Source organism: Rouxiella badensis (assembly GCF_002093665.1).
GTDB lineage: Bacteria > Pseudomonadota > Gammaproteobacteria > Enterobacterales > Enterobacteriaceae > Rouxiella > Rouxiella badensis.
The window spans coordinates 32,357-56,440 of the sequence record NZ_MRWE01000020.1; the positions used below are offsets into that span (position 1 = coordinate 32,357).

Sequence of the window (24,084 nt, forward strand, 5' to 3'; positions counted from 1 at the left end):
TTTAAATATCAACACGATGGGAGTCCTCATGGTCACAAGGCGTAGTTTTATTACCGGTTTCGCAGCAATGCCTGTTTTATCTTACCTCAGCCTCGATAATGTCTTCGCAGCCACGCCCAAAAACATCCTGGTGATGGCGCTTCAGCTCGATATCATTACCAGCCTTGACCCGCATGAAGCCTTCGAATCCGTCGGTGAAGAAGTCACTGGCAACCTGTATCAGCAGTTGGTTAAACCTAAACTTACCGCAGCGAACGAAATTGAAGGCGACCTGGCGCTCTCCTGGACCGCCTCTGACGACAAAAAAACCTTCACCTTCAAGATGGACCCGAACGCAAAATTCGCCGACGGCACGCCGCTCACCGCCGAAGATGCCGCCTTCTCTCTTCAGCGCGTGGTGAAACTCGATAAAAGCCCGGCCTACATCATCAACCAGTTTGGCTATACCAAAGACAACGTCGAGCAGTTTATCAGCGCACCAGACAAACAAACGTTGGTTATCAAAACTGCCGAACCGGCCTCTGAATCCTTCCTGCTCTACTGTCTGTCGGCCAACGTGGGTTCCGTGGTACAGAAGTCAGCCTGCCTTGCCAACCAGAAAGGGGATGACCTCGGCAACGCGTGGCTGAAAACCAACAGCGCCGGTTCGGGTGCCTTCAAGCTGCGTACCTGGAAAGTCAGTGAAACGGTGATCCTCGAGAGCAACAAAAATAATCCTCACGCCGGGAAAATCGAACGGGTCATTATCCGCCACATCGTTGACCCGTCCGCGCAGCTGTTGATGCTGCAAAAAGGCGATGTCGATATCGCGCGCAACCTGACCACCGAACAGCTGCGACCGCTGCAAAACGACAAGAACTTCACGCTGGTGAGTAAAGGTATCGCCGGTACCCTGATGGTCTCCGCCAACGTCGCCAACCCTAACCTTGCCAAACCTCAGGTCTGGCAGGCGATAAAATGGGCGTTGGATTACGAAAGTATTCAGAAAAACATCATCCCGCTGACCCACAAAATTCACCAGAGCTTCCTGCCGGAGGGTTTCCCTGCCGCGGTGAACACCATCATGTACAAACGTGATGTCACCAAAGCCAAGGCGCTGCTGGCCGAGGCCGGTTTCCCGAACGGTTTCGAGGTCACGCTCGACCACTATTCAGCCTCGCCTTCCGCCGATATTGCCCAGGCGATTCAGTCCAACCTAGGCGAAATCGGCATCAAGGTCACCCTGCTGGCCGCCGAGAGCCGTCAGGTGCTGACCAAGATGCGTGCCCGTCAACAGCAGCTGGCACTGACCCAGTGGGGCGCTGACTATTTTGATCCGAACTCTAACGCCGAGGCTTTTTGCAGCAACCCTGACAACACCACCAACGCCAAGAGCCGGACGCTGGCATGGCGCTGTAGCTGGCAGGACAAGGCCATTTCTGATCTCAGCACCCAGGCGCTGCACGAGTCGGATCCGGCCACCCGCATCAAGCTTTATGAGCAGCTACAAACCCAGCACATGGAAAACAGCCCGTTCATGATAATGTTCCAGCCGACGTTAACCGCCGCCTGCCGTCATGATATTAGCGGCGTGGTATTAACGGTCATGAGCACCAGTCCCTACGAGAAGGTTGTTAAAGCGTGAGCAAGAGACTCAACAGTTTTCTGAGTACCTGCATCAGCGTTTGTCTTACTTTGTTTGGCCTGTCGGTGATTACCTTCTTTATAGGCAGGGTGATGCCGACAGATCCGGTGCTGGCTGCGGTTGGCGATAACGCACCGGAATCGGTTGTCGAACGTGTACGTCATGAAATGGGGCTGGATCAGCCCCTTTGGATGCAGTTCCTCCACTATCTCGTTCAGTTGGCTCACGGTGACCTTGGTCGCTCTGCGGTAACCTCGAATCTGGTGACCAGCGACATTGCGCGCTACTTCCCCGCTACGCTCGAGCTTGCCACCGCGGCGATTATTATCGCCGCGGTCATCGGCATTCCGCTTGGCGTATGGGCGGCAACGCGTCAGGGAAGCTGGATTGATCAGACCATTCGCGTCGTCTGTCTGGCGGGACACTCCCTGCCGGTATTCGTACTCGCGCTGCTCAGCCTGCTGATTTTCTACTCGGTGCTCGGCATTGCGCCAGGCCCCGGCCGTCAGGACATCATTTATCAGGACATGATCCCACAGGTGACCGGTTTACTTACGGTCGATTCCCTGCTGGCGGGCGACATCGGCGCATTCTGGGACGCACTGGCGCACATGGTGCAGCCGGTGCTGATTCTGGCCTATTTCAGCATGGCCTACATCACCCGCATGACCCGGACCTTTATGCTCAATGCGCTTAGCGGTGAATACGTTATCACCGCGCGCGCCAAGGGACTCTCGGCAAGCCGCGTTATCTGGAAACACGCCTTCCCGACGGTGGGCGTGCAGCTGATTACCGTCCTGGCGCTGACCTATGCCGGTCTGCTCGAAGGCGCGGTGGTGACCGAAAATGTCTTCTCGTGGCCGGGCCTCGGACAGTATCTCACCGTCTCTCTGATGAACGCCGACATGAACCCGGTCATCGGTTCCACGTTGCTGATTGGCGCGATTTACGTGCTGCTCAATCTGCTTGCCGACCTTCTCTATCGACTTCTGGATCCTCGCGTAAAATGACCCGCTTAATTTCACGAACGGGGTCACGAGCATGGCTGCTCGATGAGACCCCTAAAACACGTACTCAGGCCGTTTGGGGAAGACGCTATCGTATCTGGCTTGGCCTGCGCTCCAACCCGCTGGCGCTGATTGGCCTGGTGACTGTACTGTTGGTGCTGGCTATTTCGCTCTGCGCACCGCTGCTGACGCACTATCATCCGGGCGACCAGGATCTCGCCAACCGTCTCGCCAAACCTTCTGCACTGCACCTGTTGGGCACCGACGAACTGGGGCGCGATACCTATAGCCGCATCCTCTATGGCGGACGCATCACGCTCGGCATGGTGATTGTGGTGGTCGCCATCGTCGCCCCACTCGGTCTGCTGATTGGCTGTGTGGCCGGCTATGCTGGTGGGCTGGTTGACCGCATCCTGATGCGTATCACCGACGTGTTTCTGGCCTTCCCGCGCCTGATTTTAGCGCTGGCGTTCGTCGCGGCGCTCAAACCGGGCATCGAGAGCGCCATTCTCGCCATCGCCCTCACCGCCTGGCCGCCTTACGCTCGACTGGCCCGCGCCGAAACCATGCAGGTACGCGGCACCGACTATATCGCCGCCTGCCGTCTGACCGGGGCAACGCCTGCGCGCATTGTGATGCGCCATATCATGCCGCTGTGTGTGCCAAGCCTGGTGGTTCGCGTCACGCTGGACATGAGCTCGATTATCATCACCGCCGCCAGCCTCGGCTTTCTGGGCATGGGCGCACAGCCGCCGTCGCCGGAATGGGGCGCGATGATTGCAACCGCACGACGTTTCCTGTTCAGCGAATGGTGGGTTCCGCTCATTCCCGCAATCGCTATTTTTGTCACCTCGCTGGCCTTTAATTTTCTCGGCGATGGTTTGCGTGACGTCCTCGATCCTAAGGAACGCTAATGCTGGTCGATATCAAGAATTTACATATCACGTTTGAAACCCGCAGCGGCAGCTTTGACGCCGTACGCGGCGTTTCTCTGTCTCTGGGCAAAGAAAAGCTCGGCATCGTGGGCGAGAGCGGCTCCGGCAAATCGTTGACCGCCCGCTGTCTGATGAACCTGCTGCCCTCCAGCGCCAAATGCCGCGCCGATACCCTCTCCTTCGACGGTATCGACCTGCGTAACGCCGGTGAAAAGCAGATGCGACAAATTCGCGGCAAGCGCGTCGGCTTTATTTTACAGGACCCGAAATATTCTCTGAATCCGGTGATGACCATCGGCAAACAGGTGGCCGAGGCGTGGCAGACGCACAAGGGCGGCAGCAAACGTCAGGCGATGGAAGCGGCTATCGACTTGTTGGATCAGGTGCGTATCCGTGACCCGCACAAGGTGGCAGAACGCTACGCGCACGAGGTCTCGGGCGGGATGGGCCAGCGCGTCATGATAGCCATGATGCTGGCACCGGACCCGGAGCTGATGATTGCCGACGAGCCGACCAGCGCGCTCGATGCCACGGTTCAGGCCGAAATACTGCGCCTGCTCGACGATTTGGTGTCGAGCCGGGGAATGGGGTTGATTCTCATCAGCCACGACCTGCCGCTGGTGTCCAAATTCTGCGATCGCGTGGCGGTAATGTATGCCGGTCGCATCGTCGAAACGTTACAGGCGGGCGAACTGCGCCACGCCAAACATCCTTACACCCGTGGCCTGCTGGAATGCCTGCCTTCGCTGATGCATCCGAGAGACAGACTGCCGATTTTGGTTCGCGACGAGGCGTGGAAGACAGCATGATTACTTTAGACCAATTGCGCATCTCGTTCGGCGATACCGAAGTCGTAAAAGGGGTCAGTTTTCACGTCGCCAATGGTGAAAGCTTTGGCATTGTGGGCGAAAGCGGCTCTGGAAAATCCACTATCCTACGCGCATTGGCCGGGCTGAATCAGCACTGGTCCGGCTCGATGGACATCGGCGGTGAAGCCCAGACCACAAAGCGGGCAAAACGCTTTTACCGCAGGGTACAAATGGTGTTTCAAGACCCCTATGGCTCGCTGCATCCGCGTCAAACCATTGACCGCATACTGGCCGAGCCGCTGGTAGTGCACGGTTTTCTGAACATTGAAAAACGCATTGCCGATGCGCTAAGCGAAGTGGCCCTGCCGCAGAGCGTGCGTTTTCGCTTCCCTCACCAGCTTTCGGGCGGTCAGCGCCAGCGCGTTGCCATTGCCCGTGCGCTGATTTCGGAACCCCAGGTTCTGTTGCTCGACGAACCCACCTCCGCCCTCGACGTTTCGGTACAGGCCGAAATTCTGAACCTGTTGACCGATATCAGAGAGCAAAAAAAGCTGACCTATGTGATGGTGACGCACAATTTAGCCGTCGTAACGCATCTTTGCACCAGAATCGGAGTCATGATCGGTGGTCAAATGGTCGAGCTTGTGAGTGCGAACGATTTACGGGCGGGTAACGTTACACATCCGCACACCGCCGAGCTCAGAAAGTTGAGTCTGAATCTCGAAGAGCCGGAAATCGACTGAGGCTTAACCAAATATAGATTAGCCAAGGATAATGGAATGACTTCACGTGTTAACTGGCAAGCCGCACTCGATGCGGCCCAAAAGATCACCCAACGCTGGAACCAGCCGGGAGAGCCCGGAGGTGCCATCACACTTTTTGACAGCTCGACGCTGCGCGGTGAAGCCTGCGGCGGTCTGGCGAATCTGACCACCGGTGAGCAGTTTAGCATCGACAGCGTCGTGCGCTATGCCTCGGTAACCAAGCATATTTTTGCTGCACTGGCCCTTTTACGCAGCCATGCCGGATTATCGACCGACGACCCGCTGGGACAACATCTGCCCCAGCTTAAAGGCCCGATGGCAAAAGTCACCCTAGGTCAGGCGCTGGATATGACCGGCGGTTTACCCGACGTGCGCGAGACCCTGTCCCTGCTGGGAATATCGGTCTATAACGTCACCGAGGCTGATGCATTAATCGACTTTCTGGCCACCGACGGCAGCCTTAACTTTGCCGCGGGCACTGAGATTTCTTATTCGAACACCGGCTACCGTTTGGTAGAAACCATTCTGAAACAGAAAGGGATTTTGTTCGAAGATCTGCTGCAGCGCCACATTGCTCAACCGCTGGATATCGCGTTCCACGCCCCTGAAAGCTGGTTTGATATTGTGCCAAATCTGGTGCCGGGTTACTGGAAATCGGCAACCGGTTGGAAAACCGCCGCCGCAGGTCTGCATCTCTCGGCGTCCGGCAGCCTGACGGGCAGTTTGCGTTCACTGTCGAGCTGGTTGCAAAGCCTGCTTAAAGACAGCGGCCCTGGCGCAGGGGTGTTAAAACACCTGAGTCAACCGCGCTTCCTGAAAGACGGCACGCCAACCGCCTATGGCTTGGGGATCGCCCATAGCAAAATCGGCGGGCATCAGTTGGTCGGTCACGGCGGGTCACACGCGGGCTATAAAACTTATTTCCTGCTGCATCCCGAGCTGCAAATGGGCGCCGCGCTGGTGTCCAACCGCGAAGACACCGCCTCGTTTACGGCGCTGCTCGAGGTGATGTCTGCCCTGCTTGAGACCCCGCTTCCCGCGCGCAGTACGTCGCTAAAAGACGGCCTGTATGCCAGCAAGGCCGAGCCTTACTGGCTGTCGGTAAATAACGGCGTGGCCAGCTATCTGGGGGCCAGCGAGAATTTGTATCAGGCCGAAGATGGCAGCAGCGTGTCGCTTTCTGCGCATCTGCCGATGCGTTTAGAGATGAACGGAGACGCCATCGAAGGCGAAATCGGTCTGGCGCGACGCTTTTTCGCGCCCATCGAGGCCAATGATTGTCTGAACATGATTCAGGGCCGTTGGTTCCACCCGGAATCGAAAGCCGCTTTTGATATCGAAGGCGACGAGCTGAAGATGGGGATTGGGCCTTTGCGTGCCAGCGGTAAGCTCGTGCCGGTCGGTGAAGGTCGACTGCTGGTGAAAATGCCTGACGGTCCGTGGGAAAAATCGTTCTGCCTGTACTTCCAGGGTTATGACGTGCATCTTATCTCGAACCGCAGCCGGGTATTGATTTTCCGCCGCGACGAGTGCCGCATCAGCTGGGAACCTACCGCGTAAACCTTTGCGCCCCCTCTTCGGGGGCGCAATTTACACCTCGTAAGCCGCACTGTGAAAATCAATTTCCCACTGCAACACCTGCGCATACAGCTCCGAGAGCTGAATTTTCTCTCGCTCCGGCATGTTTTCAGCACAGCAATCCAACTCTATTTTTAACCAGTTGGCCTGGCTAATAAAGGTTTCCTCTGCGTGCATCGCCACCCAATCTTTCACATCAGGACTCTCTATCTCGTTCTGACTCACCCGCGCACACCAATGGTAATACATCCATTCGGCAGCAAACATTAGCGTGAGGATCTCGGCATAGCTGCCGGTCTCTGCGGCGCGCAGCATACCCTGACTAAAGCGGTAAACCTCAGGCGAGCTGCGTCTGTAGCCGTCTAAACTGATGTTTCGCTTAGTCATTACGCACTCGAAATAGGCCATTTGCTCGTTGGCCAATGCATCAAGCACGCCAATCAACCACCGCTGCTGACGAATCTCGGGCGCCTTGATGACCGCATACGAGAAAATCTTGATCGCGGTTGCCACAAAATCGCCTTCAAAAACCAGATACTGGTTAAATATTCTGGCGGTTAAGACCCCCTGCTCAATATCGGTCACAAAACGGTGCTGCTGCATCCCCTGCCAGAGTTCCTGATTTTCTGCCAGCAGGCGCTCGGTAAAACTTGTCCGTTGCGGCATGATTTATTCCCCCAGCTCGGCCTGTGCCACAGCCATAAAATGCTTAACCCGTTGCGGTTCGACCTGATTCCACCATACGCCGCCGTATTTCAGGGTACTGGCGACGATAACCCCCTGTGTGCGCTGCAAAATTTGGCAGATATTGGCCGGTGTCACGCCAGAACCCACCAACAGCGGCAGCGAGGTAGCCGCACTTATCTCGTCGATTTCGTCCAGGGTGGCGCTATCGCCGGTGCGTTGTCCGGTCGCAATCACCGCATCCGCCTGAAAGAAATCGACGTCGCGCGTTAATTCGGTAATGGTACGGTCGGCCACAATCGCGTGGCTACCGTGCTTCACGTGGCTGTCTGCAAAGACTTTGATCTTTTCGGCCCGCAGCTGCGAACGATAACGCAGGGCCTTCGCGGCCGCCCCTTCAATAAAACCTTCGTTGGCAATATAGGCGTTGGCCCACTGGTTAACGCGCACAAAATCCGCACCGCCGGCCAGTGCGGTAGCCAGTGCAGGAATCGCCGCATTGGCCAGCACGTTAATACCAAGCGGACACCCAAACTCCGTTTTAACCCTGTCGGTAATCACCGACATAAAGGCTGCGGTTTCATAACCAATATCTTCAGGTTTTGAAAAAGGAATATCCCCGTGATTCTCAATAATCAACCCATGAACCCCGCCCGACAAATAAGCCTGCGCATCGCTTAATGCAATATCCATTATTTGATTAATTGATTTTCCGCGATAATTTGGTGAACCGGGAAATGGCTCACAGTGAACCACGCCAATTATTGCTTTGTTTCTTGAAAATATTTCTTGTATCGCACTGGTTTTTTCTGCTGATATAGATGCCATGACTTCACTCTCCTAAAGGAATATTTCATGCAGGTCTTCGTGGTAGGTAATATTAGCGTTGACGAAACTTTTCTTATCGATGAATTACCGGCTAAAGGTGCTTCAATCCACGGCGTCAAGACGCATCAAGACCTCGGTGGAAAAGGCACTAATCAGGCTATTATTCTTTCCCGCTGTGGAATAAAAACCACGCTTATCGCCGCCGTCGGCAATGACAGCCAGGGAAAATGGTGCCATGAGAAAATAGCCAGCGAAAATCTGGCATTATTTCCCTCCTCACCCAGAGACTGTCGTACCGATACTTCACTGGTATTAAACTGTGCCGATGGTGATAACGCCAATATCACTACCGTCACCGCTGCCAATGTTTTATCTCTCGATGACATTAATCAGGCAATGTCATTTTCCAACTCCGGAGATGTGGTATTACAGCAGGGAAACTTCAGCGTTGAAAAAACCGCAGCCGTATTTGCCCTTGCGCGGAAAAAAGGATTAATCACCGTCTTCAACCCCTCGCCGGTAAAATGGGCCTTTGCGCAACTTCTGCCGCTGACGGATATATTGGTCGTCAATCAGCTTGAGGTGCGGCTGTTAAGCGGCGAAAACGAAATCTTGCCTGCCGCCGAAGCGCTGCTTAACACCGGTGTTTCTCAGGTTGTTGTTACGCTGGGCGCCGAGGGCGCGCTGTTGCTCAACGCTCAGGGCCTGCAACGCATTGCCGCACCGCCGGTAAAGGTTGCCGATACCACCGGCGCAGGCGATACCTTCCTGGCCGTCATGCTTGCTTCCACGCTGCGCGGTCAATCGCCAATATCCGCAAAGGATATGCGGCGTGCCGCGAAAGCTTCGGCCATCACCATCGGCAGAATAGGCACCCTCAGCGCCTTTCCTACCCGACAAGAGCTGGCCGAGCTGCTTAATTAAATCAGCAAACTCCCCGCAAACAGTGGGTAGTTATTATTTAAACTGCTGCCGAAACTTATCGACGTTGGCCTTGGTGACCACGGTAGCCGGAACGTTGATTGTCTTGGGAACCGCTTGACCGGCCACGACTTTGTTTAGCGCTTTGACCGCCTCAACGCCCATGTTTAACGGGTCCTGTTGCAGCACCGCCACCACGTAACCCTGATCGATTCCCGAAATCGCCTTCGCGGTAAGATCCCAGCCAAACACTTTTATCTCTTTTTGACGCCCCTGATTTTCTACGGCGGCGATAGCCCCCAGCAAGGCCGGTTCACCGGTGGCATAGATGGCGGTCATATTGGGATTGCCGGTGATCAGATTCTCCGCAGCAGTCAGTGCGTTGTCCTGAATGTTTTGTCCGTCAACCACGCCCACCACGCTTATTCCACTGTGGCCTTGCAGAGTATTCACAAAGCCTTTTTGGCGATCGTTTTGAATCGCTGAATTCAGTGCGCCGACAATCCCAACCTTGGCTTTATCGCCCATTTCTTTCTTCACGTAATCGGTAAAAAAATTACCCAAAATCTCACCGCCTTTAATATTATCCACGCCGACCTGGGCCTTTTGTTGTCCGGCAGGCAATACGGCATCGATGGCAATAACGGGGATGTTTTTGACGGCCGCCTCGGCGATAGCGGGCATGATTCCGTTGACGTCAATCGCGTCGACCATAATTCCTTTCACCCCCTGCTGAATATAGTTCTCAATGGCATCATTCTGTGAGACGGGATTATTATTCGCGTTATATACGACCAATTTTGCACCGGTTTTCTTCGCCTCATCTGCCGCACCTTTATTCATTTGATTAAAGAAAAGCGCCTGCTGGTTAATTTGCACCATGGCATAAGTCGGTGCCTCCTTGGCCGATACCGCACTTGAAAATAATAAACCCAGGGTCATGACGGCCAATACTGAACGTGCCGTTTTAGTCGTTTTAGAGACGCTGCTTTTCTTGACGGTGTGGGTCAACATAATGACATCCTTAAAAATGCAGAGAAGAAATAAGGCGTGAGTTCCCAATGGCATTAGCCTGTCAGGAAATTTTTTGGGCGGGTCAGATATCAGAATGTAGGGCGAAGAATACGAAAAGCGACGTTCCAAACGACACTGTTTCGATAAAACGATACTGCGGGTAAACTGGCGATAACAATTAAACGCGGGCAAAAAATTGTCAAGAACAATATTTCAACGGCGTGTTTTTCCACTGCGGTCCATTAGCCGCAGCACAAGTAAAATTCGGTATCGGCCCGCAGTTTGTAATATGCTGATGCTGATATCAGGAATAGTGTCTATGAGCCTGTTAACACAGGCCCTTCCGCCGGGAAAGCAGAGATAACATATGGCCAATAAACGGGTAGTATTATCTGACGTAGCGCAGATGGCGGGACTGTCAAAAGCCACCGTCTCACGCTACCTCAACAACAGCATTGTGCTGCCGCAGCAGACGGTACAGCGCATCGAAAACGCCATTAACACGCTGGGTTATCGTGCCAACAGCCTCGCCCGGCGTTTAAGCATGGGCGGTAGCGAAACCATCGGTCTGGTGCTGCCGGATATTGCCAACCCCTTCTTCGCCGAACTTGCCGACGCGGCAGAAGAGGCGGCGTCCGAATATAAATACAGCCTGGTGCTGTGCGTCACCCGTAATAATCTGGAAAAAGAGTGCCAGTTTATTCGCTGGCTAGACACCCGACAGGTCGACGGCCTGCTGTTTACCACCAACCGCCCCGATAACGGTCAACTGTATACCGAACTCAAGGACCAGCGTAACGTGGTACTGATTGACGAAGACGTGCCCGGCTGCGAGGTGCCAAAGGTGTTTTCAGACAACGTTCATGGCGGTGAACTGGCGACACAGGCGCTTATCGATGCCGGGCATCGCCGGATAGCGTTTGTCGGGGGTCCCGATGAGCTAATGAGCGTACGTGAGCGCCATCAGGGCTATCGCCAGGCGCTGGCAAAAGGTGCTATCGCCTACGACCCTGCGCTCGTGCTGTACGGTGACTACGACCGGGTGTTTGGTCGGCAGGCGCTTGATACCCTGCTTGCCCTCCCGACGCCGCCAAGTGCCATCTTCGCTGCCAGCGATTATCTGGCGCTGGGGCTGCTCGACGGGGTGCGAGCCAGAGGGCTTAGCGTGCCGGGTTCACTGTCTTTGGTAGGTTTCGATGACGCGATTTACTCGGATCTAATTACTCCGCGGCTCTCTACCATCCGCCAGTCGGCGCGGGAGCTGGGCCGTACAGCGGTCGAAGCGCTGATACAGCGTTTAAACGACGACGCAAGCCCGAATACGGTGTCGAGAATTCCGGTTGCATGGATAGCCCGTGACTCCGTGTCCGCTTACCCGCCGAAACCTTGATTTTGCGCCCCAATCTGGGGCCTTTGCCCCTTTTTAGAGCAAAAAGTCCTTTTCGGGCAGAGTAAAAATGGTGGCCCTTTGCCGGAGGATAATTGAATTAAGCCGCCGTGATGAATTTCATTAAAATAATAATTTATATATAAATCATAAAATTAACACAAAAAAGCCCCTTTACCTTACTCACATCGCTTAACTTTTACTCAACTCTTGGCACGGTTAGTGCAAATTTATTTTCGGCGACTCAGATATCCATACTCAATTTTTTGTTGATCGGTTGAGCGGGAAAACGGATTCGCCGTTATTTTTGTCATTTGGGTAAACCGGTTTACAAGGAGAGGAAAATCGGAAATGACCAATAACGGCGCATCCAGGACTTAGCCTGATGAAGACACAGGCTGCCGCCCGCCGTCCCTTTGTGATGGAGCAGATTTATGTCCAGAGACCTGTCAGGCCCGCCACGGGTGGAGATGATTAACATCACCAAAACCTACGGTTCAATCCGCTCTCTGCGCGGCGTTAATCTCAGTCTGGCTCCGGGAGAAGTGCTCGGGCTGGTCGGCGATAATGGCGCGGGCAAATCAACCTTAACCAAAATACTGGCCGGTGCCGTGGTGCCGAGCAGCGGCAAACTGCGCATCGACGGCGAAGAGGTCAGCTTTGCTAACCCCGCCGACGCCAGGCGCTGTCACATCGAGATGGTCTATCAGGACCTGTCGCTCTGCGATACGGTCAACGTAGCGGGTAACCTGTTTATGGGGCGGGAACCGCAGACTCGCCTGCTGGGCATCCCGTTTCTTGATGAAAAAAAGATGCACCAACAGGCGCATGAGATGCTCAAGGGACTGGGGATTTCCATTCCTGATACGCGCCTGCTGGTGCGCAACCTGTCCGGAGGGCAACGGCAGGCGATCGCTATCGCACGCGCCGCCGCCTTCGAGCCGAAGGTGTTGATTATGGACGAACCGACGGCGGCACTGGCGGTCGCCGAGGTGGAAGCGGTGCTCGAATTGGTGAAACGCGTAAGCGCGCGTGGCGTCAGCGTGATCCTAATTACCCACCGTTTGCAGGACCTGTTCCTGGTCTGCGACCGTATCATGGTGATGTATGAAGGCACCAACGTGGCCGACAGGAAAATCGCGGACACTAGCCTTTCGGACATTGTGAATCTGATTGTCGGGCAAAAATTTGAAGCACATTCGGCGCGTGAAATCGTCCACCAATGAGTCTTCTAAAAGGTAAATCCATGAGCATTGTGAATATGTCCAGTCCACGACTGATTAAACATTCGCTGTCGCGCCGAATACTGCACAACCATTCCGGCGTAGTCAGCATCGCGGTTTTCTTTATCTTTTGCTGCGCGGCGTTCACCTTCGCCACCGACGATTTCATGAGCCACTACAACTGGCTGAACATTCTGCGCCAGAGCGCCCCGCTGCTGATTGTGGCGGCAGCAATGACGCTAGTGATTACCACCGGCGGTATCGATCTCTCGGTGGGTTCGACGCTGGCGCTGGTCGGTGCGCTGTCGGCGATAGCGCTAAATAACTGGGGATGGCCATGGCCGGTGGTGCTTGTTGCCGGTCTGGCGCTCGGTGCGGTCATCGGCGCTATCAATGGATATTTCATAGCCTATGAGGGAATTCCGGCATTTATCGTTACGCTGGCAACGCTCGCCGTCTTTCGCGGCATCGCGCTGCTGCTGACCCAGGGATATTCAATCCCTGTTCCAGCAGGCAGTGACTTTACCTGGCTGGGCCGCGCCTGGGTGCTCGGTCTGCCGCTTCCGGCCATTCTCGGCGTACTGGCGCTGTTTTTTGGGCACATTTTACTGACGCACACCCGATTTGGCCGCTATATCACCGCCGTGGGTGCCAACGCAGAAGGGGTTCGCCGCGCCGGAGTCAACACCCGCTCGATAACGCTGTGGGTTTACATGTTGAGCGGCATGTCGGCGGCGCTGGCCGGAATGATCATCACCGCGCGCCTCGGCAGCGGCTCGTCTAATCAAGGGGAAGGGTTCGAGTTACAGGTCATTGCCGCCGTGGTGCTCGGCAGCACCAGTCTGTTTGGCGGATTCGGTACCATCATTGGCACCCTGCTCGGCGCGCTGTCGATTGCGGTTATCCAAAATGGCCTAATCCTCTCGCACATGTCGCCGTTTTATACCCAGATTGCTACTGGTCTGATTATCCTGCTGGCCATCTGGCTGAACACCCGTATCTTTAATCCCGCCCGAACGAGCAAAGGATAGTCCTATGAATTCAGGTTCACTTTTCCGTCATGCCAACCCCTATCCGCTCGGCGTAACCAGCGGCTATGTCAGCACCGTTCTCGGCCCGATGCCGGTTTGCGACCTGGGCGTGACCTTGATGCACGAACATATTTTGCTCGATGCCTCAGGGAAGTGGGTACCGCCGTGCTGTTGCAGCGAACGCCACATCGCCGAGATGCCGGTTAAAATCGAGAACCTCGGCGAACTGTCGTTAAATCCGCTCGCTAGCCGCGATAACTGTCAGCTTTTTGACGTCGATCTGGCAATTGAAGAACTGATGAAATTCAAGGCTCAGGGCGGTCAAAGCGTGATTGACCCGACCAATATCGGCATCGGTCGTGACCCGAAGGCGCTACAGCGTATCTCACGCCTGACCGGGTTGAATATTGTGATGGGCACCGGGTTTTATCTCGAACCCTCACACCCGGCCTATGTCAAAACCCATTCGCTGGAAACGCTCACCGATCTGCTAATCTACGACGTCGGCGGGTTTGACGACAAGCCGGAAGTGATTGCCGGTCTGATAGGCGAGATAGGCGTCTCGAGCGCCTTTACCGCCGATGAGCAAAAATCGCTGCGGGCGGCCGGTCGTGCCAATGCGGCAACCGGTGTCCCCCTCGAGGTGCATCTGCCCGGCTGGGAGCGATTGGGGCATAAAGTATTGGATATTCTGGCCGAAGAAGGTGCGGACCTGCATCACACCGTGCTTTGCCACATGAACCCGAGCTTTGCCGATAAAAACTATCAGCGCACCCTCGCCGAACGCGGCGCATTTCTCGAATACGATATGATTGGCATGAACTATTTTTACGCCGATGAAAGCGCCCAGTCCCCCTCTGACGAGGAGAATGCGCGCGCCATTCGCGAGCTTATCGACGAGGGTTTTATCCAACAGGTTTTACTCTCTCAAGACGTGTTTTTAAAAACAATGCTGACCCGCTTCGGCGGCCACGGCTATGGTTATATTCTCAAGCATTTTGTTCCCCGCCTGCGCCGTCATGGCGTTACCGGTGAACAGCTCGAGCAGTTGCTGATGGGTAATCCACAGCGCGTTTTTAGTCAACAGTAGGTTCGCTCACACCAGGGAAACCTACGCTTTATGATTGCAGGAAAATGTATGCAGACGGACCTCTCGGTCATCGAACTGACGCAAAAACTGCTGGCCTTCGACACCATCAACCCGCCCGGCAACGAGCAGGAATGTATGCTATGGCTCGCGGAGTACCTGCGACAGCATGGCTTTGAAGTAGCAACTCACGCCTTTGGCGAGAGCAGAATGAACCTGATTGCCCATTTAAACGCTAAGGATAAAACGCCTCCGCTGGCTTTTTCCGGTCATCTTGATACCGTGCCGCTGGGCAATGCCGCATGGCAGCAGAGTCCTTTCGGCGGTGATATCGTTGATGGAAAACTCTATGGCCGCGGCAGCAGCGATATGAAGGCGGCGATTGCGGCGTTTATTGTCGCCTGTCTTGCACAGCGAGATAACCTCCAGGCGGGCGTGGTGTTGCTGCTCACCGGCGGTGAGGAAACCGGCTGCGATGGCGCACGCGCGCTTATCGACTCACCAGACATCAGGCTTCCGCAGCCCGCCGCGGTGATCGTCGGCGAATCGACGGCCAATTACCCGGTCATCGGCCATAAAGGTGCCTTGTGGCTGCGCTGCGAAACACACGGCAAAACGGCGCACGGCGCAATGCCCGAGTTGGGCATCAACGCGATTTATCTGGCGATGGATGCCGTCGGTAAAATACGCGGCTTCGAACCGGGCCCGCCGCATCCGCTGATGAAAAAACCGACGCTAAACGTCGGCGTTATCCGCGGTGGGTTAAATATAAACTCCGTGCCAGACCGCGCCAGCTTTGACGTTGACCTACGTACCGACCCTACCATTGACCACCACTACCTCACCGAAAGGTTACAACGTCACCTTAGTGACGCTGTCACAATAACTCCGCTTATCGACTTGCCTGCCGTGCTCACCGACGGCCTGCATCCGTGGATCCAGAGCACCATTGCGCTGTGCCAGCCCTGGCATTCTGAGCCCATTACGCCGCGTATTGTGCCTTATTTTACCGATGCCTCGGTACTGCTGGCCGCGCTCGGCAATCCGCCCTGCGTCATTCTGGGCCCCGGCGAACCGGCGATGGCGCATCAGACCGATGAATATTGCAAGGTGGAGCGTTTGCTCGAGAGCGTAGACATTTACCAGACCCTGCTGGCGGATTTTAATACAAGGTTAAATAAGTAACAGTTTGGTAACAAAAAGGATTGCGCTTAAAAAGGATGTCAAAATGTCTCTTGTTGAAGATTTTCAATCCCCTCTTGCTGATGCCTAAATCGCCTGAAGGCCTCATGCTTTAAGGGGTGACGGCGATCACAGTTTTGAGTTTTTTATCCGTATCAATCCCCTGCCTCTTTACTAAAACCCCATACAAAAAATGTCTTTTAGTTCACATTTTTAGATCCCGCCACCTGATAACGTATCAAACGGTTCGCAATAGCACAAAATGTATAAGCCCAATGCCCACAAGGCTTTGCGGGCCATTTTTAGGGTTTTTAGTGGAAAAACAGTGACAAATAATTAATTTCGCAGCGAAACGATCTATTCACCCACGAAAAGAAGTGAATTAACATCCACGAAACATTTAAAAATAACTCAGTCACAATTAGGGTTTTGTGAACCCTTTGCTTCGATACCTTTTTACATTTGCTCATTTTTTTAAAACTGGAACCGATCATGAAACCTAGTCTTCTCTCTGTATTTTGCACCGCTGGCCTGATGTTTACGGCCACTTCTGCTCTGGCCGCCGTGCATCCTGAACTCGACAATGCGCAGGCGCGCCAGGTGATTAGCAGCGTTAAAGCGACGATCGGTCAACAGCACAGCACCGGCTGTGTGGCGGTGGTTGACGCCGACGGCAAGCTGCTGGCGTTTGAGCGTCTGGATAACTCTCCGGCTGGCTGCGTAGACGCCGCTATCGGTAAAGCGCGCACCTCGGCGCTCTACCACGCTCCTTCATTGAAATTTATGCAACGTCTGCAGGGTGGCGAAACGACAGTGCTGGCTATCCCGCACGCCGTTCCACTCGGCGGCGGCTACCCCCTGACGCTGTCTGGTGAAGTTGTCGGAGCCGTCGGCGTGAGTACCCCAAAACAGGATATTGACAATCAGGCGTCAGAAACCGCCGCAAGCGTTTTGAAATAACCTCTAACGGAAGACAATCATGATCAATCTTTCACGCCGCCGAATGGTCTTCGGCACTGCCAGCGTTGTTGCGGTCGGTCTCGGCAGCCAGTTGCTGGGCAGCAGTGTGTTCGGGACTCTGGCGCACGCCGCGCCACCTCTGGCATCAGCCATTACGATGCCAGACAACTTTATGCAGCTTTCCAAAAAGCTGACGGCCGTCGACAACCTCGAATCTCATCTGGGTCAGGCGCTTTACAGCTGGTTGCATCACGCCGAGCTAGACGCTCAGCTCGACGCGCTGGCGACCCTGCTCAGCGCCCACAGCGACGTGGTAGGCGACCCGCTGCATCAGCTTCTGGCGCAGCAGCCTGCGGCGTTAGGTCAACTTTATCAGCAGCTGGTCAACGGCTGGTATCTGGGCGTGGTCGGTCAACCGGGCAGCCAGGTATGTATCGGTTTTGAAAATATTGTGAGTTACGAACTAGTGAAAGACAGCTTATTACCCCCAAGTTACGCGGTAGGCGAACCGAACTTCTGGATCCACAAACCTGACAGCGAGGCGCCAACCCATGGCTGATTCATTGAACGCTGACGTTATCGTCATCGGAGCCGGTATTGCCGGTTCACTGGCCGCAGAGAAAATGGCCAAGGCTGGTGTCTCCGTGCTGATGCTGGATTCAGGTCCTTTCTTCAAGCGTGATGAAGCGGTAGAGCTGTTCCGCCAGTCTCCGCTTAAGGGTGACTTCACCGAACCGTATCCGGCAAAACCTTGGGCGCCACAGCCTAAGTTCCAGCCAAAAGATAACAACTACCTTATCCAGAAAGGTCCGGACGTGTATGCGGCGCAGTATCTGCGCGGCGTCGGCGGCACCACCTGGCACTGGGCGGGTCAGGCCTTCCGCCTGCTGCCTAACGACATGAAAATCAAGACCCTTTATGGCGTCGGTCGCGACTGGCCCATCGGCTACGAAGATCTTGAACCTTACTACATGGAAGCCGAGATCCAGATGGGTGTCTCCGGCGACGATGACCTGGGCTCACCGCGTTCACAGCCTTATCCGCTGCCGGGTATCCCGCTGTCATACGGTTTTGAGCGCATTAAAGAGCGCGTTGCCTCATTGGGCTACGTGGTCGGTATCGGTCCTCAGGCGCGTAACAGTATTCCTTACGACGGTCGCCCGGCCTGCTGCGGTAACAACAACTGCATGCCCGTCTGCCCTATCGATGCCCAGTATCACGGCGGTATCTCTGCGCGCAAAGCGGTAGAGGCCGGTGTGCGCATCATCGCCAACGCGGTGGTGTACAAAATTGAGGCTGACGACAGCGGCAACATCGTGGCTATCCATTATCTGGATAAAGAGAAACAGACCCACAAGGTCACCGGCAAGCGTTTCGTTCTGACCGCCAACGGTTTGGAAAGTCCAAAACTGCTGCTTATCTCCACCAGCGAGAAATATCCAAACGGTATCGCCAACAGCTCCGGCATGGTGGGTCGTAACCTGATGGACCACCCGGGCACGTCGGTCGAGTTCCTTGCCGACGAGCCGGTATGGTTTGGCCGTGGCCCAATGCGCCCGGGCAGTATCAACAACCTGCGTGACGGCGATTGGCGCGGTGAGCGCTCTGCGCTGCGCGTCGACCTGGCAAACACCTCACCGGTGCGTACGCTGACCGAACGTCTGGTGAAACAGGGTTACTATGGCAAGGCGCTGAACGACAAGCTGGCCTATCAGGCACCGCGTTACGTGCTGCTGAACTGCCTGCTGGAGATGCTGCCAGAGCCGGAAAACCGCGTTGTGCCGAGCAAAACCGAGAAAGACGAATGGGGCATTCCACGTCTCGAGGTGTATTACAAGTTCCCTGAGTACGTCAACAAAGGCTATGACCAGTCGATGATTGACTTCAAGAAGATTGCCGAAGCGATGGGCGGAACCGAAGTGGTTTACAGCAAACGTGGCGTTTACAACAACAACCAGCACATCACTGGCACGATGATTATGGGCAGCGACCCTAAAGATTCGGTGGTTGACGGAAACTGCCGCACGCATGATCACCCGAACCTGTTTATCGCCGGTACCGGCATCATGCCTTCTGCCTCAACCGTTAACTCGACGTTAACCGGTACGGCGCTGGCGCTTCGCATGGCTGACTCGGTGCTGAAAAGCCTGGCCTGATTCTTCTAAGGGACTGCGGTAGCCCACCGAGGGGTATCGTATGAGGATGTGGAAATGAAAATGAAATATTTGCTGGCGGCATTATTGCCTCTGGCGGCCGCGACCAGCGCTTTTGCAGACGATGCGTCAAGCTCGGCAGACATGATTAAACGCGGTGCCTATCTGGCAACCGCGGCAGACTGTACCGCCTGTCACACGGCACCGAATGCGGCTAAGAACCAACAGTTTGGCGGCGGTTATCCGCTGGCATCGCCGTTTGGTGTGATTTATGGCACTAACATCTCCTCCGATAAGCAGTTTGGTATCGGCAACTGGACCGACGACGAGTTTGTACGTGCGGTGCGTGACGGCGTGGGTAAAGACGGACAGCAGCTGTATCCGGCGATGCCTTACGACTCATTCACCAAGATGAAACGTGATGACGTGTTGGCAATCAAGGCCTATTTGATGTCCTTACCGGGCGTTCATGCGGCACCGGCCAAGACTGACCTCTCCTTCCCGTTCAACCAGCGCTGGGGCATGACGTTCTGGAAATGGTTCAACTTTGATAAGGGCGAGCTGAAGAACGATCCGACCAAGAGCGATGACTGGAACCGTGGCCGTTATCTGGTCGATGCGATGGAGCACTGCGGCACTTGCCACACGCCACGTAACCTGACCATGGGCATGGACAACAGCAAAGCCTTCTCAGGCGGTGATCTGGGGTCATGGGTCGCGTTCAACATCACGCCAGACAAAAATGCAGGTATCGGTAACTGGTCGCAGCAAGATCTGGTCACTTACCTGAAGACCGGTGATGTAGCAGGCAAAGCCTCGGCTTCTGGCGCAATGGCTGAGGCAATTGAACACAGCCTGCAGCACCTGACCGACGGCGACCTGAACGCAATTGCCACCTACATTCGCTCCGTTCCGGCGATTGCAGATGACAAACAGACTCAGCCGCGTGATTCGTTCGGCAAACCGGCAACCGACGTGTTCGCTGACCGTGCTAACGCGGTTCCGTTTGACAAAACCGCGTCAGCGCTGTTCAACAGCAACTGTGCGGCCTGTCACGGCCAATCAGGTGGCGGTATCGGTAAGGGCTTCCACGCTTATCCGTCGCTGTTTAACCACACCAGCACCGGTGCAGCAGACAGCCGCAACATGGTTTCCGTGATCCTCGGCGGCGTTCAGCGCCACATGGACCAGGGTGAAGTCATGATGCCTTCATTTGCCAACCAGCTGAACGACGAACAGATTGCACAAATCAGCAACTACGTCAGCAACCAGTTCGGTAATCCGGCAGGTGCCACCGTCACGGCGAAAGAAGTGGCGAAAATGCGCAAAGCGGCAGACCTGACCTATCCACCGAAGATTGAAGACGGTACTCAGAAATAATTCAGGAAAAAATCAGGCTATATCCCTGAGAACTCTTTGAGAACCCGACAAAAGGCCGAACAGTGTTCGGCCTTTTTTATTCTCCACAGGCGGCCGTTACTCACCGAAACGAGCCACCAGCGTGGCATTGTCGATGGCATGCCCTTTAAGCCGCTCGAACAGCTGGTCATAGGTTAAGCCTTTCGGCAGCGCGTTCGGCGCTAAATCCGTGGCAATCAGCTGCACGATATAGTGATGCGAACCGGTGCCGACCGGTGGACAAGGCCCATTATAGTAGCCGTGTCCCATGGTATTCCTCCCGCCGACGAAGCCTTTACCCTCGCTTAACGCATCCTGAGCAAAGCCGGTTGCGGTGGCCGGAATACCGTAAGTCACCAGATGATTGACCCCAAGACCGTGATTGGCGTCGACGTCGCGAATCGTCAGCGTGAAGCTTTGGGTCCCCTTAGGTGCGTTCTGCCAGCTGAAGGCAGGAGAGAAATTGTCGCCGATACAGGCGGGATTAGCCTTGATGTTGCCGGCAAACTGCTTTGCCAATACGCCATTATCGGTAAAAGCAGGCGAACTCAGCGTAAACATTGGTGCAGGCGCTGCGCTAGCCATAGACGTCCATGCACAGAGTGCCAGCCCTGCCACCGTTTTATAGAACGAAATCGATTTAGCCATGTTTGACATCCTTGCTTGATAAAAAAGACACAAGAACAGTAAGGATAGCAAAGCGGTGCTTTCTCTCAGTTCAGGAAAGCTTTTTAATTGCAAAGAGATGTGAAAATTCTTGTTATAAGCGTTTTCGTTACTGCCCCTCCTCATTACCTGTTTAGGCAATAAAAAAGCGTCCTGTTAGCGCTCAGTTCCCTGAACGCTAACGGACGCCTTTTATTCACAAACTTGAACCGGGCCGCCGTTGGCGCGGTTTATACCCAAGGTCAATGCAGCTTATATGCCAAGATTTTCAGCCCCGCGATTACTCAGACAATCAATAAGTTAGCCTTGATGCAATCGGGGGGTGATGATTTTTTGCACTAAAAGTGACGCCGTTGCACAACAATATAGCCATTGAGAATAAAGCAACGCCCCGTGTCAGTCTCAGCCATTATCCCAGCACAATTCCCTTCGCCATCGTCACATGGCGATCGCACATGTGGTCAATAACGTCGGCATCATGGCTTACCAGAATCATCGTTAAATTCCCGGCCGCCTTCAGTTCATTAAGCAGATTGAGGATTTCTGCCTGCACCGACATGTCCAGCGCCGAGGTGGGCTCATCGAGCAACAGCAGTTTTGGCTTGAGCAACAGCGCACGAACAATGGCCACACGCTGGCGCTGACCGCCGGAGAGCTGGTGCGGATAACGATGAATTAACGCCGGATCCAGCCCCACCAGGCGGAAACCTTCCGCCACTTTTTGCTCAATATCCTGCTCTTTCAGCAGTTTTAGCGGCTCACTCAGCGTGCGTAAAAGTTTGTGCTTGGGATGCAGCGAAGCATACGGGTCCTGAAACACCATCTGTACCTCGCGACGCAATACGCCGGTAAACGGTTTGCCCGGCGTCAGGCGGTGGCCGAGCAGCGTCATGTCGCCCGTCCACTGCGTATTTAGCCCGGCAAGCACCCACAGCAGCGAGGATTTCCCGCAGCCAGACGGTCCGACCAACCCGAAACACTCTCCCTGATTGATGGTCAGGTCGACGTCATGAACCACCGTACGCACGTCATAACCTTGACGGTGAGAAACGCTGAGTTGATGCAGTTGGGCAATAATTTCTCTGCTCATGGCTGGCCCTCCTCCCCGCTGAGGCGCGCCAACAGCGCGCGGTCCAACACCGGCAGCATTTCGCCGCGCGTGGCTTTGCTCGGGCGGCACGACCACAGCGTATGAGTATAGGGGTGCGTCGCCTGCGCCAGCTGGCTCGAGGCAAGACGGTCAACAATTTGCCCTTTGTACATCACCATCACCTGTTCGGTATACTGAGAAACCTGTTGTAAATCATGGCTAATCAGCACCAGTCCCATATTGCGCTCGTCAACCAGACGCTCAATCAGTTTCAGCACCTGCTCGCGCATTTCATAGTCCAGCGCCGAGGTGGGTTCATCGGCCACCAGCCACTGCGGACGATTGATAAGCGCAATGGCCAGCATCACGCGCTGCCCCATACCGCCGGAAAGCTGATGCGGATAAAGCTTGCTGAGTTGCGCTGGATTAGGCAGGCCAACGGCGTTGAGCATGTCGAGGCGCTGTTCCTTGCGCTCACTGCGGCTGAAGCGCCCGTGCAGGCGCAGCGGTTCTTCAACCTGTTTGCCGATAGGCTGCGCAGGGTTGAGCGCGTGTTTCGGGTCCTGCATCACCATCGCAATGCGATTGCCGCGCAGCGGATTCCATTCACGCTCCTTCAGGCGGGTTAAATCCTGCCCACCGAGAGTCAGTTGGCTGGCCTGCATCTGACAAGGGCTTGGCAGCAGGCCCATCAGCGCCCGGGCGGTCATCGACTTGCCCGAGCCAGACTCGCCCACCAGCGCTACACGTTCCTGACCCACGCTGAATGAAATTGACTTCACCAGCTCGATAGGCTGAGGACCGGGAACGTAAACGGTCAAATCTTTCGCGATCAGCAGGTTTGAATCTGCGCCCGCCGCTTGCGGTGTGGTTGAATTAATTGCCATGACGGGTATCCATCTTGTCGCGCAGGCCATCGCCCAGTAGGTTAAACGCCAGACTGGCGAACAGAATGGCCCCGCCGGGTGCTGCAGCCACCCACCACTGGTCAAAGATAACTTTACTGCCTTCGGCGACCATCGACCCCCACTCGGCGGTCGGCGGCTGAATGCCCATCCCGAGGAAGCCAAGACCGGCGGAGGAAAGAATGATCCCGCCGAGGCTGAGCGCGGCGCGAACGACCGCACTCGGCATGCAGAGCGGCAAAATATGGCCAAACATCAGGCGAAAACCGCCAATCCCCTGCATACGCGCGGCGGCAAGATAGTCGCTACGACGCAGGGCAAGCGTCTCGGCGCGCGCCTGACGGGAAAACGGCGGCCAACTGGTGAAGGCCAGCGCCAACGCCCCATTCATCAAACCAGGCCCCAAAATCGCCACCAGCGCCAACGCCATCACCAGACTGGGCAACGACAGCACGATGTCGGTGAAGCGCATTAGAATACGTTCAACCCAGCCACCGAGATAACCGGCGCTGATGCCAATCAGTAAACCAAAGGGAATCGTCAGCAGCAAAATCAGCGACACCAGCAGCAGCGTCGGCCTCGCGCCATAAATCACCCGCGACAAGAGGTCGCGGCCAAAACCGTCGGTGCCGAGCCAATGCTGTGCCGATGGCGGCATGAGTCGGATTTCAATATGCTGAATATTCGGGTCGAAAGGGGCCAGCCAGGGTGCAAACAGCGCGGCCAGCAGCAAAATTACCGCCAGCACGGTGCCCACGGAAAGCGTGGTCACACGACGCGCGCCTCGGCCGGGTGCGACGCGAGCCAGCGCCGGTTGTTCAGGAGTCAGTGGAGTCAT

Annotated in this window: 23 protein-coding genes; 16 read left to right on the top strand and 7 right to left on the bottom strand. The window is 55.3% G+C overall.

Features of this window, described 5'->3' with window-relative positions; genetic code table 11:
- Positions 1 to 28 precede the first annotated feature (28 nt).
- From BS640_RS13055 to BS640_RS13080, 6 genes are read left to right on the top strand one after another with little or no spacing between them, the layout of a single operon-like run.
- Complete coding sequence (locus BS640_RS13055) at positions 29 to 1,624, top strand: ABC transporter substrate-binding protein (RefSeq protein ID WP_026110435.1); 1,596 nt, start codon at positions 29 to 31, stop codon at positions 1,622 to 1,624.
- Complete coding sequence (locus tag BS640_RS13060) at positions 1,621 to 2,634, top strand: ABC transporter permease (RefSeq protein WP_084912711.1); 1,014 nt, start codon at positions 1,621 to 1,623, stop codon at positions 2,632 to 2,634. Before BS640_RS13055 ends, BS640_RS13060 begins: the two co-directional genes overlap by 4 nt.
- Entirely contained in the window at positions 2,631 to 3,545 is a 915-nt protein-coding gene (locus BS640_RS13065) for an ABC transporter permease (protein WP_017491187.1), read from the top strand. Before BS640_RS13060 ends, BS640_RS13065 begins: the two co-directional genes overlap by 4 nt.
- Positions 3,545 to 4,375, top strand: a complete 831-nt coding sequence (locus tag BS640_RS13070) for an ABC transporter ATP-binding protein (RefSeq protein ID WP_017491188.1) — start codon at positions 3,545 to 3,547, stop codon at positions 4,373 to 4,375. Before BS640_RS13065 ends, BS640_RS13070 begins: the two co-directional genes overlap by 1 nt.
- On the top strand, positions 4,372 to 5,118 hold the full coding sequence (locus tag BS640_RS13075; RefSeq protein ID WP_084912712.1) for an ABC transporter ATP-binding protein: 747 nt from the start codon (positions 4,372 to 4,374) through the stop codon (positions 5,116 to 5,118). The genes BS640_RS13070 and BS640_RS13075 overlap by 4 nt, the downstream gene beginning before the upstream one ends.
- A 36-nt stretch (positions 5,119 to 5,154) precedes the next feature.
- Complete coding sequence (locus tag BS640_RS13080) at positions 5,155 to 6,699, top strand: serine hydrolase domain-containing protein (protein ID WP_084912713.1); 1,545 nt, start codon at positions 5,155 to 5,157, stop codon at positions 6,697 to 6,699.
- 30 nt (positions 6,700 to 6,729) lie between these two features.
- On the opposite strand, the gene BS640_RS13085 is transcribed toward BS640_RS13080, so the two are convergent.
- Entirely contained in the window at positions 6,730 to 7,383 is a 654-nt protein-coding gene (locus BS640_RS13085; RefSeq protein WP_084912714.1) for a TenA family protein, read from the bottom strand.
- A 3-nt stretch (positions 7,384 to 7,386) separates the two neighbouring features.
- On the bottom strand, positions 7,387 to 8,229 hold the full coding sequence (locus BS640_RS13090; RefSeq protein ID WP_017491192.1) for a BtpA family protein: 843 nt from the start codon (positions 8,227 to 8,229) through the stop codon (positions 7,387 to 7,389).
- Between the two features lie 27 nt (positions 8,230 to 8,256).
- On the opposite strand from BS640_RS13090, the gene BS640_RS13095 reads away from it, so the two are divergent.
- On the top strand, positions 8,257 to 9,153 hold the full coding sequence (locus tag BS640_RS13095) for a ribokinase (RefSeq protein ID WP_017491193.1): 897 nt from the start codon (positions 8,257 to 8,259) through the stop codon (positions 9,151 to 9,153).
- A 33-nt stretch (positions 9,154 to 9,186) separates the two neighbouring features.
- Here the strand turns inward: BS640_RS13095 and BS640_RS13100 are convergent, their stop codons facing one another.
- Entirely contained in the window at positions 9,187 to 10,092 is a 906-nt protein-coding gene (locus tag BS640_RS13100; protein WP_162287587.1) for an ABC transporter substrate-binding protein, read from the bottom strand.
- A gap of 439 nt (positions 10,093 to 10,531) precedes the next feature.
- Between BS640_RS13100 and BS640_RS13105 the strand changes: the two genes are divergently transcribed.
- The 9 genes from BS640_RS13105 (at position 10,532) to BS640_RS13145 (ending at position 20,567) form a co-directional block, all read left to right on the top strand.
- On the top strand, positions 10,532 to 11,554 hold the full coding sequence (locus BS640_RS13105) for a LacI family DNA-binding transcriptional regulator (protein WP_084912715.1): 1,023 nt from the start codon (positions 10,532 to 10,534) through the stop codon (positions 11,552 to 11,554).
- Between the two features lie 467 nt (positions 11,555 to 12,021).
- Complete coding sequence (locus BS640_RS13110; protein ID WP_162287588.1) at positions 12,022 to 12,777, top strand: ATP-binding cassette domain-containing protein; 756 nt, start codon at positions 12,022 to 12,024, stop codon at positions 12,775 to 12,777.
- 29 nt (positions 12,778 to 12,806) lie between these two features.
- On the top strand, positions 12,807 to 13,805 hold the full coding sequence (locus BS640_RS13115; RefSeq protein ID WP_026110439.1) for an ABC transporter permease: 999 nt from the start codon (positions 12,807 to 12,809) through the stop codon (positions 13,803 to 13,805).
- A 4-nt stretch (positions 13,806 to 13,809) separates the two neighbouring features.
- Positions 13,810 to 14,895 carry a phosphotriesterase family protein gene (locus tag BS640_RS13120; RefSeq protein WP_084912717.1) on the top strand — a complete coding sequence of 362 codons (1,086 nt, stop codon included), beginning with the start codon at positions 13,810 to 13,812 and terminating at the stop codon, positions 14,893 to 14,895.
- Positions 14,896 to 14,943: 48 nt separating this feature from the next.
- On the top strand, positions 14,944 to 16,077 hold the full coding sequence (locus BS640_RS13125) for a M20 family metallopeptidase (protein ID WP_084912718.1): 1,134 nt from the start codon (positions 14,944 to 14,946) through the stop codon (positions 16,075 to 16,077).
- Positions 16,078 to 16,566: 489 nt separating this feature from the next.
- On the top strand, positions 16,567 to 17,034 hold the full coding sequence (locus tag BS640_RS13130; RefSeq protein WP_017491200.1) for a GlcG/HbpS family heme-binding protein: 468 nt from the start codon (positions 16,567 to 16,569) through the stop codon (positions 17,032 to 17,034).
- A 19-nt stretch (positions 17,035 to 17,053) separates the two neighbouring features.
- Entirely contained in the window at positions 17,054 to 17,593 is a 540-nt protein-coding gene (locus BS640_RS13135; protein ID WP_017491201.1) for a sugar dehydrogenase complex small subunit, read from the top strand.
- Entirely contained in the window at positions 17,586 to 19,190 is a 1,605-nt protein-coding gene (locus BS640_RS13140; RefSeq protein ID WP_017491202.1) for a GMC family oxidoreductase, read from the top strand. The genes BS640_RS13135 and BS640_RS13140 overlap by 8 nt, the downstream gene beginning before the upstream one ends.
- Positions 19,191 to 19,244: 54 nt before the next feature.
- The gene (locus tag BS640_RS13145) at positions 19,245 to 20,567 is read left to right on the top strand and encodes a c-type cytochrome (RefSeq protein WP_017491203.1); all 1,323 of its coding nucleotides are present in this window, start codon (positions 19,245 to 19,247) and stop codon (positions 20,565 to 20,567) included.
- 96 nt (positions 20,568 to 20,663) lie between these two features.
- On the opposite strand, the gene BS640_RS13150 is transcribed toward BS640_RS13145, so the two are convergent.
- From BS640_RS13150 to BS640_RS13165, 4 genes are all read right to left on the bottom strand, one after another.
- Entirely contained in the window at positions 20,664 to 21,233 is a 570-nt protein-coding gene (locus BS640_RS13150) for a YbhB/YbcL family Raf kinase inhibitor-like protein (RefSeq protein WP_017491204.1), read from the bottom strand.
- Between the two features lie 427 nt (positions 21,234 to 21,660).
- On the bottom strand, positions 21,661 to 22,341 hold the full coding sequence (locus tag BS640_RS13155) for an ABC transporter ATP-binding protein (RefSeq protein WP_017491205.1): 681 nt from the start codon (positions 22,339 to 22,341) through the stop codon (positions 21,661 to 21,663).
- Positions 22,338 to 23,228, bottom strand: coding sequence for an ABC transporter ATP-binding protein (locus tag BS640_RS13160; protein WP_084912719.1), 891 nt, complete (start codon positions 23,226 to 23,228; stop codon positions 22,338 to 22,340). The genes BS640_RS13155 and BS640_RS13160 overlap by 4 nt, the downstream gene beginning before the upstream one ends.
- A complete protein-coding gene (locus BS640_RS13165) occupies positions 23,218 to 24,084 on the bottom strand; it encodes an ABC transporter permease (RefSeq protein ID WP_084912720.1) in 867 nt (288 codons plus the stop codon). The genes BS640_RS13160 and BS640_RS13165 overlap by 11 nt, the downstream gene beginning before the upstream one ends.

Coding starts and splice junctions, on each gene's coding strand:
- BS640_RS13055 (WP_026110435.1), top strand. CDS start 29: ATGGTCACAAGGCGTAGTTTTATTACCGGTTTCGCAGCAATGCCTGTT.
- BS640_RS13065 (WP_017491187.1), top strand. CDS start 2,631: ATGACCCGCTTAATTTCACGAACGGGGTCACGAGCATGGCTGCTCGAT.
- BS640_RS13070 (WP_017491188.1), top strand. CDS start 3,545: ATGCTGGTCGATATCAAGAATTTACATATCACGTTTGAAACCCGCAGC.
- BS640_RS13075 (WP_084912712.1), top strand. CDS start 4,372: ATGATTACTTTAGACCAATTGCGCATCTCGTTCGGCGATACCGAAGTC.
- BS640_RS13080 (WP_084912713.1), top strand. CDS start 5,155: ATGACTTCACGTGTTAACTGGCAAGCCGCACTCGATGCGGCCCAAAAG.
- BS640_RS13085 (WP_084912714.1), bottom strand. CDS start 7,383: ATGCCGCAACGGACAAGTTTTACCGAGCGCCTGCTGGCAGAAAATCAG.
- BS640_RS13090 (WP_017491192.1), bottom strand. CDS start 8,229: ATGGCATCTATATCAGCAGAAAAAACCAGTGCGATACAAGAAATATTT.
- BS640_RS13095 (WP_017491193.1), top strand. CDS start 8,257: ATGCAGGTCTTCGTGGTAGGTAATATTAGCGTTGACGAAACTTTTCTT.
- BS640_RS13100 (WP_162287587.1), bottom strand. CDS start 10,092: ATGACCCTGGGTTTATTATTTTCAAGTGCGGTATCGGCCAAGGAGGCA.
- BS640_RS13105 (WP_084912715.1), top strand. CDS start 10,532: ATGGCCAATAAACGGGTAGTATTATCTGACGTAGCGCAGATGGCGGGA.
- BS640_RS13110 (WP_162287588.1), top strand. CDS start 12,022: ATGATTAACATCACCAAAACCTACGGTTCAATCCGCTCTCTGCGCGGC.
- BS640_RS13120 (WP_084912717.1), top strand. CDS start 13,810: ATGAATTCAGGTTCACTTTTCCGTCATGCCAACCCCTATCCGCTCGGC.
- BS640_RS13125 (WP_084912718.1), top strand. CDS start 14,944: ATGCAGACGGACCTCTCGGTCATCGAACTGACGCAAAAACTGCTGGCC.
- BS640_RS13130 (WP_017491200.1), top strand. CDS start 16,567: ATGAAACCTAGTCTTCTCTCTGTATTTTGCACCGCTGGCCTGATGTTT.
- BS640_RS13135 (WP_017491201.1), top strand. CDS start 17,054: ATGATCAATCTTTCACGCCGCCGAATGGTCTTCGGCACTGCCAGCGTT.
- BS640_RS13140 (WP_017491202.1), top strand. CDS start 17,586: ATGGCTGATTCATTGAACGCTGACGTTATCGTCATCGGAGCCGGTATT.
- BS640_RS13145 (WP_017491203.1), top strand. CDS start 19,245: ATGAAAATGAAATATTTGCTGGCGGCATTATTGCCTCTGGCGGCCGCG.
- BS640_RS13150 (WP_017491204.1), bottom strand. CDS start 21,233: ATGGCTAAATCGATTTCGTTCTATAAAACGGTGGCAGGGCTGGCACTC.
- BS640_RS13155 (WP_017491205.1), bottom strand. CDS start 22,341: ATGAGCAGAGAAATTATTGCCCAACTGCATCAACTCAGCGTTTCTCAC.
- BS640_RS13160 (WP_084912719.1), bottom strand. CDS start 23,228: ATGGCAATTAATTCAACCACACCGCAAGCGGCGGGCGCAGATTCAAAC.
- BS640_RS13165 (WP_084912720.1), bottom strand. CDS start 24,084: ATGACTCCACTGACTCCTGAACAACCGGCGCTGGCTCGCGTCGCACCC.